This is a genomic window from Alteromonas sp. 4NH20-0056 (genome assembly GCF_057539655.1).
In genome coordinates this window covers 96,113-109,123 of the sequence record NZ_BAAJLS010000006.1, presented here as the reverse complement: position 1 = coordinate 109,123, position 13,011 = coordinate 96,113, and the positions used below count along the sequence as shown (strand labels likewise).

Below are 13,011 nucleotides of genomic sequence, written 5' to 3'. Positions count from 1 at the left end.
GAGGCGTTTTGACTCAGCTACAAGGAGTTGGTTTGGTTCTTTTTGCGTTAGTCGTCGCGGGCGCTTTGCGATCGCTCGACCTACGTGCGTTAGTAAAAGCCAAGCATCAACAACACCTTGTGTTCGGAAGCGCGGCTGCGTTGTTCGGGCTTTGGTTATTCAGAGCGGGCATCTTTGATGGACTCGATGTCCATATACTTGGGCTCACCATCATAACGTTAATGTTAGGCTTTCGGTATGCCCTGATTACCGCTACCATAACGTTAGTGGGGGCGACATTTGCCGGCTACACAACGTGGGACATGTTTGGTATTAATGGGCTTCTCGCTATAACTTTACCCATTGTTGTGACCTACCTTGTTTATATGGTGTCATTTCACCATATGCCCCGTCATTTGTTCGTATATCTCTTTGTGTGTGCATTTTTCACTGGCGCTATTGCTATCGCGCTAAAAACCCTCGCGTTAGGTGGGTACTACTACATTGAAGGTACGTACAGCTGGAACATTATCGTGGATAATTACCTGTTGCTTATTCCTTTAATGGTATTTCCAGAAGCGTTTTTAAGCGGCATGATTGTTACAGTATTGGTTATTTACCAACCTACATGGATGTATACCTTTCACGATAAATTTTATTTGGACGGACAGTGATACAACATATAGCTCGATCAGGAGAACGATAGACGCGCATGCTTCTGTTGTCGTATTCACTTCATTTCAAACACAAAAAAGCCGTGATAAACACGGCTTTTTTCGCGTTAAATAGGTTACTTGTCGAATAAGATGTCGATAACGTCAGCAAGTTCTCCCTTGCCCTCTCTGATTTCTTCTTCCGAGAGCCCTGCGATTTCATGCGGGAATACCAGCCATTCATCACTTTCGTTACAGTAATAATCAGGCGTTATCTGTGTTTTGTTATTTTGAGGCTTATACCACGGGCACGCGATACGAATATCTTTTGGCATATTTAAGCGCATCAATTTATTGATTTGATTAATCAATGCTTCGACACTTCGCCCAGAGTCAAACACATCATCGACAATAAGAAGCTTGTCACCTGCATTTGCGTTCTCTACAAGATAATGTAAACCATGAACGCGAATTTCTTTAGACTGCTGGTTAATGCCGTAGTAAGAGGACGTGCGAACCGCAATATGGTCGGTTGGCATATTTTTAAATTCAAAAAATTCTTGTACAGCGATACCGATTGGAGCGCCACCACGCCAAATACCGATTATAAAGTCTGGACGAAAGCCATCTTCATATACTTTTGCTGCCAAGCGAAAGGAATCCTGTAATAGCGATTGTGAAGTAATAAAATTCTTGTTCATGACGTCTCACTGGCCAATGTATAAAAGCCGGGAGTATAGTGAATTTCCTGCACTTTTGCACGGCTATTTGCTTGTTTCACTCGTTTTGCAATGCCATCGAAGGCTGTATTCGCATCGCACGCATTGCCGGATAGATACTTGCAAGCACGCACAATAAAAGTGACAACAGTGTGACTAGCAATATTTGCAGCATATCAATTTCAATAGGCAAACCTCGACCATCTGCAGACAGTGAAATAGGCGCATTGAAAAACGCGAGAATATCATTGAGGAAGTACGCCAAAAGCAGGCCAACGACGAGGCCAATAAGCGCGCCTTTCAGCCCATTAAATAAACCGTTTAATACAAATATCCACATTATTGCAGCAGGTACCATGCCTTGCGTCTGGAGCACGGCGATATCGCCCTGCTTTTCAGACACCACCATCACTAACGCCGATACAATGTTAAAAGCGGCCACCGCTATGATTAACAGCAACATAAGGAACATCATGTTCTTTTCCATTTTTACTGCATCAAACAGTGGCCCTTGACGCTCTCGCCATGTATTCGTTGACACGCCACTTTCATTTAACACCGACAAGGTGTCTTGATATTTAAAGGCGTCTGAAAGAAACAAGCGGCGAGATTCTCCACTACCCTTGGGGTCGCGAAGTAATCGGTTCACATCGTAACGATTAAGATAAACGACCTTGTCGTCAACTTGTGAGCCCATATCAAATATCCCAGCTACCGTAACTAGACGTTGACTTGGCATACGCCCAAACGGAGTGTAAACACTCGCCCCCGTTACCATCAGCCGAAGTTTGTCACCGATACGAGCTTCAAGTTGAACCGCTAGCGCACGGCCAATAACGGCGTTAAAACTGCCCTCAGTTAAGTGGCTAAACGCGCCTTGTTCTACCCGGTTCGCTACCATCGTGTGTTGTTCCATTACACTTGGGCTAACGCCATGAACCTGCACGCCACGAAGTTCCTTTTTTGACTGCACCACACCTTCAGCCTCACGGTAACGCATATCGGACAAGACACCCGGTAGCGCCGAGGTATCAGTGCTCCAGTCTGGCTCATTGATAATAATGTGGGGAACAATGCCCAAAATTCGTTGCTTTAGTTGCCCCTCAAAGCCGTTCATGACAGAAATCACAATGATCAATGACATTAGCCCCAACGCAATTCCTGCAACTGAAAAGCGATTGATAAAAGAAACAAAGCTGTTTTGCCCGGCCAATGTCGCACGACCGGCTTTGGCATAACGAAAAGCGATAAAAGCAGAAAGAGGAAAAGCCATGACACCGTCTGTTACCGCACCTACCCTCTATTACGTGGTGTCGCGATGTGTATTAGCATCAACAACATTCCACAATAGAGTGGTGACGGAGTAAACCCAAAATAGTAAAGTACGTATACTACGTGTAAGCTACTGGCCGCACAAGATTAAGTGGCGGGAGAATAATGTGGAAAATTTAAGCTTAGAACAAAAAAAAGCGCAGTTTGATGAATACTTTTCCATTAATCACAGTATTAATGTAAACGCTAAGATTCTTCCCGCTAGTACGAGCATTCCCGATGAATCCTCGATTGAGGATGTAATGCCATACGCGTTCAAAATTGCGAGCGAAATGGCAACTATTGAGGCGCAAGCGCTCCGTCCCTTGCGTCATCTTAGCGACCATGCGGAATCTTTAGCTGATTATTTGAATCACCAGGCACGTAAAATTGATTTAATGATGTCGTTTATTTTGCACCAGCAAGATGAGGTCGACTACCGCTTCCAAACCATTACGTTCGGTGGTGGCGGTATTGTGATATCAAGTGACACCGAGATGCGCATCGGTGACAAAGCCGAACTTAAATTGTTTCTTGACCAAGAGGCCGCGGCCATTTTTTGTTTTGGTGAAGTTATAAGCTGTGAAAAAAATGATACTGCCTTTGATGTGGCCTTTATTTTTAGTTCAATTAGAGAGCAGGACCAAGAGTTGCTTGTGCGCGCTAGTTTGCATATTCAAACTCAACAGTTACGAAAACGCGCTAAAGACAAAAAATCGGGTGCGTAAGCCAATAACATTAATGCGTAAAATAAAACGATAACGTTACAGGAAATCATGACAGCGACCTTATTATCATTGCCCTTACCGGCAAAAAAGAAAGACGCCTCATCACAAGACCATAAACAGTGGGGACAGCTGCAAGGCAGTAGCGCAGCCTTATGCATTAGTCAGGCTCAGGCTCAGTATAATGGGCCTATTGTATTAATTACGGCCGATACGCCATCAGCAATGAAGCTTGAAAAAGAATTGGCCTTTTTCATGCCCGCTAGTAACGTGCCTATCACGCTTTTTCCTGACTGGGAAACCCTGCCCTATGATACGTTTTCTGTGCATCAGGACATCATTTCGCAGCGGTTAGAAACCCTTTATCGTTTTACACAGCAACAACACGGTATCTTCATTGTACCTGTCAATACCCTGATGCAACGCCTAGCGCCCACAGATTACTTAGCTAAGTATCTACTTATGCTGAATAAAGGCGATACGCTAGACAGAGATCAATTTAGAAGAAACCTTGAACAAGCCGGTTATTTACACGTTAGCCAGGTAATGAGTCATAGCGAGTTTTCTGTCCGCGGCAGTATTATTGACCTCTTCCCCATGGGCAGCGATAAGCCTTTTCGAATCGATTTATTTGACGATGAAATTGACTCAATACGGTTTTTTGATACTGAGACACAACGTTCTGGTGATGCCGTTGATAAAATTAGGTTATTGCCTGCTCGAGAGTTTCCTACGGATAAAGCGGCGTTAACGCTATTTCGACAACAGTTTTTAGAACTGTTTGATGCAAATAATGCATCTGAGTCGGTGTTTGCACAAATTAGTAAAGGCACAATGCCAAGTGGTGTTGAATACTATCTCCCCTTATTTTTTGAACAAACCGCAACACTGTTCGACTACTTGCACCCTCAAAGTATGTTATTGCTGCATGGCAATGTACAAGATGCCAGTGAGTTCTTTTGGGCCGATGTGCAAGAACGATACGAACAACACCGCTACAATCCAGCGCGTCCCCTATTAACGCCTAACACGCTTTTTCTGCCCATTAATGAGCTGTTTCAATCCATTAAGCAATGGCCCCGCGCCTCACTGCAAGCGCAACCTCTTGAAGAAAAAGTAGGTGCAGTCAACCTTCACTGCGAAAAACTTGAAGATATTGCGATTAATGCGCAGAAAAAAGTGCCTGCGGCTCAACTTATCGCAACGGTCAATAACGCGCTTGAGCGAGGCGCCAAGGTACTGTTTTGTGCCGAAACACAAGGTCGTCGCGAGAGTTTACTTGCCGTTCTTGGCAAAGCTGGCATTAAGCCCTCGCCTGTTGACACCTTTAATGACTTTTTAGCGAGTCATGAATCGGTCGGCATTACGGTAGGAATGGTCGAGCATAGTTTCAGGTGGACAACCAATGAAGGCGAGCTGCTGTTTATCACTGAGACAGAGCTTCTCGGGCACAAAGTCAGTCAACGACGTTTGCGAGACAAGCGCACCGCCACTGACGAAAGTGCGATCATTCGCAATTTGGCAGAGCTTTCTATTGGTCAGCCCGTCGTTCATCTTGACCACGGTGTTGGCCGTTACCTTGGCTTACAAACCCTAGATGCCGGCGGCGTGGCAACCGAGTACTTGTGTATTGAGTATGCTAAACAGTCGAAATTATACGTACCTGTAGCCTCACTACACCTAATTTCACGTTACACCGGAGGCGATGCGGAGAACGCGCCGGTGAATGCGCTCGGGTCCGACGCATGGTCAAGAGCGAAACAAAAAGCAGCAGAAAAAGTACGCGACGTTGCCGCCGAATTATTAGATGTGTACGCGCGCCGCGCTGCCAAACCGGGCTTTGCTTATCCCATTAATTGGGAAGACTACCAAGCATTTGCTGACAGCTTTCCATTTGAAGAGACCCCCGACCAAGCTCAAGCCATTGCAGCGGTTATGCACGACATGGGTAGCCCTCAGGCAATGGACAGGCTTGTTTGTGGTGACGTTGGCTTTGGTAAAACCGAAGTAGCGATGCGCGCAGCATTTCTTGCAGCCAACCAAGGAAAACAGGTTGCCATCTTAGTGCCCACTACCCTTCTTGCTCAGCAGCATTACGAGAACTTTAAAGACAGATTCGCCTCATGGGCGTTTGAGATAGAAGTGATGAGCCGGTTTGTCAGCGGCAAAATGCAAAAAGACACCATTGAAAGGATTGGTGAGGGCAAGGTCGACATTGTGGTCGGCACCCATAAGCTGTTATCTAGTGACATTAAATACAAAGATCTAGGGTTGGTCATTATTGACGAAGAACACCGATTCGGTGTGCGCCAAAAAGAAAAATTAAAATCGTTACGGGCCGACGTCGATATTCTTACGCTTACCGCTACCCCTATTCCCAGAACCCTCAATATGGCGCTGTCGGGTATGCGCGACTTGTCTATTATCGCCACAGCACCTGCGCGCCGACTGTCTATAAAAACGTTTGTACAACAGCGAAATAAGGCGGTGATACGCGAAGCTATCATGCGTGAAATATTACGTGGTGGCCAAGTGTACTTCCTTCACAACCAAGTAGACAGCATTGCTCGCACAGCAGAAGAAATTGCTGAAATCGTGCCCGAGGCTCGCATAGCTGTAGGACATGGCCAGATGCGGGAGCGAGAACTTGAAGCGGTGATGAGTGACTTTTATCATCAGCGTTATAACGTGCTTGTGTGCACCACCATAATTGAAACCGGCATAGATGTACCGAGTGCCAATACCATCATTATGGACAGAGCAGACCATTTAGGGCTGGCCCAATTGCATCAATTGCGTGGTCGTGTAGGCCGTTCACATCACCAAGCTTACGCCTACTTGTTAACCCCTCACCCCAAACGGATGACCAAAGATGCGGGCAAACGCCTTGAGGCGATTGCCCAATTAGAGGATCTTGGCGCTGGCTTTGCATTAGCAACCCACGATTTAGAAATTAGGGGCGCAGGAGAGTTATTGGGTGATGACCAATCGGGCCAAATTGCCAGTATTGGCTTCAGCTTGTACATGGATATGCTTGACCGCGCCGTGACAGCACTAAAAGAAGGGCGTGAGCCTTCATTAGAAGATGCGACATCAGGTCACACTGAAGTAGAGCTTCGTATCCCCGCATTGCTGCCCGACGACTACATTGCAGACGTTAACATGCGTTTGTCCCTTTACAAACGTCTAGCCAGCTGTAAATCGCAAGACGACATTGATGAGTTCCAAGTAGAATGTATAGACCGGTTTGGGTTGTTGCCGGAGCCGGCGAAGAACCTCATTCGAGTTGCTGAATTAAAATTAAAAGCACAGGCTATTGGCATTCTAAAAGTAGACTTGTCTGCACAAGGCGGTACCATAGAATTTACCGAAACAACACGTGTTGACCCCGGCTACATTATTAAACTGGTGCAAACGAAACCGCAGCTGTTTAAATTCGAAGGGAGTCAGAAGTTACGTCTTGTTAAACAAACTGATAGCGCAGAAAAGAGAATGGCATTTATCAGTGATATCATTGCCGATTTTGCAAAGGAGTCGCGATAACATGAGGCTGGTTCGCTGGTGTTCACTATTAACACTACTATTTACACTCCCCATTCAGGCAGATGACGCATGGTGGTTTGATGTTGAAGTTATTGCGTTTAAGCGCAATATCGCACTATCTGAACTTGAGGAGCAATTTGGTCTCTCTAACGGTTTACTTACTCCCCATGCCGATGTTGATGTTATTGGCGCTATCGTTAGCCCAGATATAAGCTGGCTTAAACAAGGGCTGTCGGTGTGCCATGCTGATGAGCCTGACTCTAGTCTAGCGCTGTGGCCCAATAAGAATTTATTTTCCATCCCATCGTATGACGTTGACTTCCTCTCGCTTTCATTAGCACAACCTGAAGACACTATGGGTTTACAAGACGTAAACGTTAACAATGCGAGCGACATCGAGCCACAAGACAGCGCTCCCTCCCCTGAACCGATTGTCGCATTCAGCCAAGACGATGCGTTAGATATCGAAAATAATATAACTACCGTAGCGCCCTCAGTTGTCGGGCCCGACGATAGCGCCATTGCCGATCATTGGTTACATTTTTTTGGCGTAAGTCATATGAGCATGCCTGAAGCACCAACGTTTTCATATTGTGAAGATGCGAAACCGTGGATGACGGTAGCAAACAATTCCATTGTGACTAATCATGTTAATAATCGTCTGCCTTCCCCGCAATCGTTGCCTATAACCATAGAAGGACACGACTGGCCATTAGCGAATCATGCACATTTGCTATCCAGCGAGCAGCAAACACTCGTCTCACTCTCAAAACAAATACGGCAAAATCGTGCTTTAGAACGGCTGACGCATGTAACGTGGAGACAACCGGTTTTTTTCGGTAAAGATAATGCGTTTACTGTCAGGCTTTTTGCTGGCGACAACTATTCGAAACGGTTCAATAGTGACGGGAGTGAACGACAATTGATGCTAAGCGATACGTTGATAGACACTATGTCGTTCGATCACCCGCAGTCATCCATCTCAGCAGTCGAACCCGACATTTTCGACAAGATAGCATCGGCATCTTCATCGCTTACCGACATGACACTGCAAGAGGTTATGTCACTGGAAGAAGGCCAAAACGAAGAAAGTGATACTAGTAATGCGCAAGACACTGCCATGCTCGCCCCTATCTGGGAGCTTGATGGAACGGTTAAGGTATTTTTGAAATATATTAACCGCGTGCCCTACCTACATATCGATAACAATGTTTTCTTTAGGCTACCGGTTGTCAAAGACCCACGGGTGAAAGACGTTCGTATTGGCGGGCAAGATGATGAGGTTCAAGATGATACTGACATTGACGCTTACGTTGAAGAGATGCAACCAACGCAAGCAGATACGGCGACCGTGGAGTACGAACTCGTATCTGTTCCTTTCTCAGAGCAAAGACGAGTGATCAGTAAACAACTGCATTATTTCGATCACCCCTTGTTTGGAATGATCATGACTATCAACCGTTACCAACGTCCGGTTGCTGATACTGAAGAGCCATCATTATGAAAATTTATACGCGTGCTGGTGATAAAGGCAGCACACAAATTTATGCAAAAGAAATGATACGCGTTGAAAAAGACGACATGGTTGTTAATAGTTACGGCGATATCGACGAGCTTAATAGCAACATAGGCCTACTTGCCGCCATGGTTGAACCAGAGCATCGAGAAGGGTTGCATCATATTCAACGTAACTTGTTTCAAGCAGGTTTTGCGATTTCAGCGAGCTCGACGCTCACGCAAGAGGATATCGACAAGTTAGAAAAAGACATCGATACGCTTACCGCTACCATGCCACCCCAAACACAATTTATATTGCCTGGGGGCTCAACCGCGGCCGCGCAAGGACACGTTTGTAGAGCAGTGTGTCGCCGTGCAGAACGCTCTGTTATCACGTTGTCTAAGCAACATGATGTGCCAAGCGTTGTGCCTGCTTATCTTAATCGTTTATCCGATTATCTTTTTACCTTTGCTCGCTATTTAAATGCGCAAGCAGGCGTTACAGAGACTACCGTGTAACGCGTAAATGAATTACGGTTTGTTTTTTGCGTATTTACAGCGTACTTTTTACGTCGCCACCTTCAATATCTACCGTTTGTCGAGTGCTCGTAATACCTGCTGCTGAGCGGCGAGATACGTCTCCTTGTCAATAGAAAGCGTTCTTTTAGCGAGTGACATTAATACCTGCTCAGAGTGTGCTTTTGCATTAGATACTTCATCGTGAGATAGCCCGTCGAGGATTGCCTCAGCACCTTTTTCATTGTTGCAGGCTAACACCATATCGCAGCCAGCAGACAGGGCTGCTTGGGCTCGGTCGACATAGTTCCCGGCAACACTCGCCCCATGCATCGACAGATCATCTGAAAATACCGCCCCTCTAAACGCGAGCTGTTTTTTTAACACGGTTTGAAGCCAGTGATGTGAAAACCCAGCCGGTTTATCGCACACGTCGGAATAGATAACGTGCGCAGGCATTATCCCATCAAGTTTTTTATCGCCAATTAGCGATTTGAACACCGTCATATCATCGCGCGCTATATCTTCTAAACACCGTTCATCAACGGGAAGCGCGATATGAGAGTCAGCGGTAACGCTACCATGCCCTGGAAAATGTTTTCCAATAGCGGGCATGTTGCCTTCGTGTAAACCGTCGATCAACGCATTAGCAAGAAGAATAACCTCCTCACTGTTACATCCAAATGCCCTATCGCCAATCACCTGCGAGATATTGTTAATGTCGAGTACAGGTGCAAAGCTAAAATCGATATCCATCTTTTTAAGCTCGTAGGCCATTACCACGCCGCATGCTCGTGATAGCGATAAAGCTTCGTCTTTACTCGTACTAAGGGTGGTTAACTCGCCCATAGCAGGTAAGTGTGTAAACCCTTCTCTAAAACGCTGTACGCGTCCGCCTTCGTGATCAACAGCAATAAGTAGTGGCGAATGAGCATACTTTCGAATGTCGTCAATTAGTGCTCGCAATTGTGCTTTATCGTGAAAGTTACGACTAAATAAAATGACACCGCCAACGGTTGGGTGTGCTAATTTCTCTCTCTCCTCAGGCAATAACATTTCTGCCTGAAAATCTAACATCAATGGCCCCAACGAATACTCCTTGCTATAACGTTTTGTTTTGAACGCTACCGAGAAGTGCGTAACCGGTAAATCATTCTTTGTTAAACAACGCTTCAAATTTATCTCATGTGCCGATAGGATAGAGAAAAACGCGGAGTAATACACGTGATTAATTGGATAAAATGGTCTGTAGCGGGTGTGGTGAGCATTGCAGTTTTAGCGGTAGGTGCTGTTTACCTTTCGCTATGGTTAAGTTTACCCACGCTTGATGGAAATAGCACAACTAAGAACGTTGATGCGCATACGCAATTGTCGCGCGACGCGATGGGTCATGCAGTGATAAATGCAGCAACAAAATTTGATGCCGCTTACGCATTGGGGTTTGCACATGGCCAAGACCGTTTATTTCAAATGGATTTGCTTCGCCGTTCAGCATCAGGCGCCTTGTCTGAATGGGTTGGCGACATTGCTTTAAAGCGTGATAAGAGCATTCGATTCCATCAATTTTCAACACGTGCAAAGCAAGTATTTGAAGCGCTACCTTTGTCGCAAAAACAATTGTTAATACGATACTCGCACGGCGTTAATGCCGCCATTGATGAATACAATATCCTACCTTTTGAATATATCGTCACCGGCGTTACATTAAATCGCTGGAAGCCTACCGATAGTATTTTGGTTGCATATAGTATGTATCTGGATTTACAGGGAAGTCAGTTAAATCTAGACTTGGCACGTACACTCTTGAAAGAGAAGTACGGCGAAGCAATTTATGATTTTGTTACTCAACCCAGTAATTACCAAGCCGCGTTAGATGGCAGCGTAATTGAATCTCAAGTTAAAGATATCCCCGAGTACCCTTCGTTTCTTTCATCACTAGATAATGTTGCTTACAACGCCACCGAGCTGCCTGATATAGGCAGTAATAATTGGGCGGTAAGTGGTAATTTAACGCCAACAGGGCATGGCATGTTGGCTAACGACATGCACCTTGGCCTTCGCGTACCGAACATTTGGTATCGTGCGCAACTTAATTATAAAGAGAATAATGAAGCGGTATCGATGACCGGCGTGTCATTACCTGGGCTACCCAGTATTGTGGTTGGGACAAATGATCACGTAGCGTGGGGCTTTACCAACGCGAACTTAGATAACGTTGATTGGATTGCATTACCTGAAAACGCGCCAACCACGACAGAAGAAGAGCATATTGTCTCATCGAATGGCACTTCTCACGTCTATCCAATTGTTAAAAGTGAATATGGCCCCGTGAGAGAAATCAACGGAAAACGGTACGCACTAAATTGGGTAGCACATCACCCTTTCGCGGTAAATCTTTCCATCGTAAATATGGGAACGGTAAAATCAGTGGAGGACGGTATTATAGTCGGGAGAACTATCGCTATTCCTACACAAAATATGGTGATGGCCGATAAAGAAGGAAGTATTGCATGGTTACCAGCTGGCGCAGTCATGCATCGTGAATTAGCGTCAAACATCGCGCTCAGTGAACAGCAATTTGCTGCTCAAGGTGTAAAACTTGCTGAAAATTTACCACTCGTGTTAAACCCAGACAACGATAGAATATGGACCGCAAACTCACGGGTAATTGCGGCAAACGATCTTGCTAAATTAGGTAATGGAGGGTATGCCCTAGGCGCCAGAGGCCTGCAGATTAAAGCACGCCTTTTTGAGAAGGCCCAATTTACTGAAAACGACTTTTATGCCATCCAATTAGACAACAACGCACAGTTTCTTACGCCCTGGCATACGTTGCTCACGGGAATACTCGCATCGCAACGCATTGAATTTAAGCCAGACATATCATACCTAAACACTTGGGGCGCTTGTGCGTGTGAATCCTCTGTCGGCTATACCCTGGTGAAAGCATTTAGACGCCATGTTATCCAAAACCTTTTCGGGCAAATCTTATCTGAAATTGATAATGACGGGGTTGACAGCAGAGGGCTGCTAAGAGGCATTGAACCTGCGGTATGGCAGCTTATTCATACACAGCCTACGTCGTGGCTTCAAGAGCAACATTCAAGCTTCGACGCATTGCTCGTCGACGCCTATCGCAGTGCCAAAAATGAATTACTCGACCGCTTTTCCCCCGTAGACGGAGATTTAACCGAATTGGCATGGGGAAAGGTAAACGCGCTTAAGGTAGAGCACCCTTTTTCAAGTCAAATACCCCTTGTGGGCGACGCTCTGAATATGCGAACGGTAGATGGCTTTGGTGACACCTATATGCCTGCAGTTCAAGCGCCTAAATTTGGTGCATCACAGCGGTTTTTCGCAAGGCCTGGTAAGTTAGATGAGGCTGTTCTGACGCTACCTAGTGGTCAATCAGGCCACCCTCTTTCTGATTACTTTATTAAAGGGTTTGAGGATTACGCTACCCACGGCGCGACTCCATTACTGCCGGGCGCAATAAAGCACACCCGACAATGGTATCCTAATCCAAAACCAACGAGGTAATGATGAGCACATTAACGGGAGCGCTGTGACACCTGCAATTACATTACTTCGAAGACAAAAAATACCTCACGAGGTACTTAGCTACGAGCATGACTCACTGGCCGCTTCTTATGGTTTAGAAGCGGCTGAGAAATTATCTTTAAACGCAAACGCTGTTTTTAAAACACTGGTACTTGAGAGCGATACGAAAACATTAGTCGTCGCGCTAGTGCCGGTGAATCATAAACTAAGCGAAAAAAAATTAGCTAAAATTATCGGCGCAAAAAAGATAAAAATGGCGGCGTCTGATACGGTAACCAGAAGCACCGGGTATGTGTTGGGTGGGGTTAGCCCTATTGGGCAGAAAAAACCGTTACGTACCGTTATACACAGTAGCGCACAGGGTCAACATACGATTTACGTAAGCGCAGGTAAGCGCGGATTAGAAATTGCTATTTCACCAGATAAACTTGCAACGTTAACCGATGGAATATGGGCCGAGATCGCCGCAGAGTAAATAATTGTAATAAGGCATGTTTTACGACTTAA

10 protein-coding genes are annotated in these 13,011 nt (G+C 45.7%); 7 read left to right on the top strand and 3 right to left on the bottom strand.

Annotated features, from left to right (window positions below):
* Positions 1–8: 8 nt before the first annotated feature.
* Positions 9–653, top strand: a complete 645-nt coding sequence (locus AC27EZ_RS12530) for an energy-coupling factor ABC transporter permease (protein ID WP_487135634.1) — start codon at positions 9–11, stop codon at positions 651–653.
* A 116-nt stretch (positions 654–769) separates the two neighbouring features.
* On the opposite strand, the gene AC27EZ_RS12525 is transcribed toward AC27EZ_RS12530, so the two are convergent.
* Together AC27EZ_RS12525 and AC27EZ_RS12520 are read right to left on the bottom strand one after the other, a co-directional pair.
* A complete protein-coding gene (locus AC27EZ_RS12525; RefSeq protein WP_487135633.1) occupies positions 770–1,333 on the bottom strand; it encodes a phosphoribosyltransferase in 564 nt (187 codons plus the stop codon).
* A gap of 76 nt (positions 1,334–1,409) precedes the next feature.
* On the bottom strand, positions 1,410–2,624 hold the full coding sequence (locus AC27EZ_RS12520) for a lipoprotein-releasing ABC transporter permease subunit (protein ID WP_487135632.1): 1,215 nt from the start codon (positions 2,622–2,624) through the stop codon (positions 1,410–1,412).
* A 166-nt stretch (positions 2,625–2,790) separates the two neighbouring features.
* Here AC27EZ_RS12520 and AC27EZ_RS12515 point away from each other — a divergent pair, with 166 nt between their 5' ends.
* The 4 genes from AC27EZ_RS12515 to AC27EZ_RS12500 are packed head-to-tail and all read left to right on the top strand — an operon-like array spanning position 2,791 to position 8,946.
* Positions 2,791–3,390, top strand: coding sequence for a PilZ domain-containing protein (locus AC27EZ_RS12515; RefSeq protein ID WP_487135631.1), 600 nt, complete (start codon positions 2,791–2,793; stop codon positions 3,388–3,390).
* 48 nt (positions 3,391–3,438) lie between these two features.
* A complete protein-coding gene (mfd, locus tag AC27EZ_RS12510) occupies positions 3,439–6,930 on the top strand; it encodes a transcription-repair coupling factor (RefSeq protein WP_487135630.1) in 3,492 nt (1,163 codons plus the stop codon).
* 1 nt (position 6,931) lies between these two features.
* Positions 6,932–8,434 (top strand): CsiV family protein, encoded by a 1,503-nt coding sequence (locus AC27EZ_RS12505; RefSeq protein WP_487135629.1) that lies wholly within the window; start codon positions 6,932–6,934, stop codon positions 8,432–8,434.
* Positions 8,431–8,946 carry a cob(I)yrinic acid a,c-diamide adenosyltransferase gene (locus AC27EZ_RS12500; protein ID WP_487135628.1) on the top strand — a complete coding sequence of 172 codons (516 nt, stop codon included), beginning with the start codon at positions 8,431–8,433 and terminating at the stop codon, positions 8,944–8,946. Before AC27EZ_RS12505 ends, AC27EZ_RS12500 begins: the two co-directional genes overlap by 4 nt.
* Positions 8,947–9,015: 69 nt before the next feature.
* On the opposite strand, the gene nagZ is transcribed toward AC27EZ_RS12500, so the two are convergent.
* Positions 9,016–10,020, bottom strand: coding sequence for a beta-N-acetylhexosaminidase (nagZ, locus tag AC27EZ_RS12495; RefSeq protein ID WP_487135627.1), 1,005 nt, complete (start codon positions 10,018–10,020; stop codon positions 9,016–9,018).
* Between the two features lie 147 nt (positions 10,021–10,167).
* Between nagZ and AC27EZ_RS12490 the strand changes: the two genes are divergently transcribed.
* Both AC27EZ_RS12490 and ybaK read left to right on the top strand, forming a co-directional pair.
* Positions 10,168–12,483: a penicillin acylase family protein gene (locus tag AC27EZ_RS12490; RefSeq protein WP_487135626.1), complete on the top strand. Its 2,316-nt coding sequence runs from the start codon at positions 10,168–10,170 to the stop codon at positions 12,481–12,483.
* A gap of 25 nt (positions 12,484–12,508) precedes the next feature.
* Entirely contained in the window at positions 12,509–12,979 is a 471-nt protein-coding gene (gene ybaK, locus AC27EZ_RS12485) for a Cys-tRNA(Pro) deacylase (RefSeq protein WP_487135625.1), read from the top strand.
* Positions 12,980–13,011: the final 32 nt, after the last annotated feature.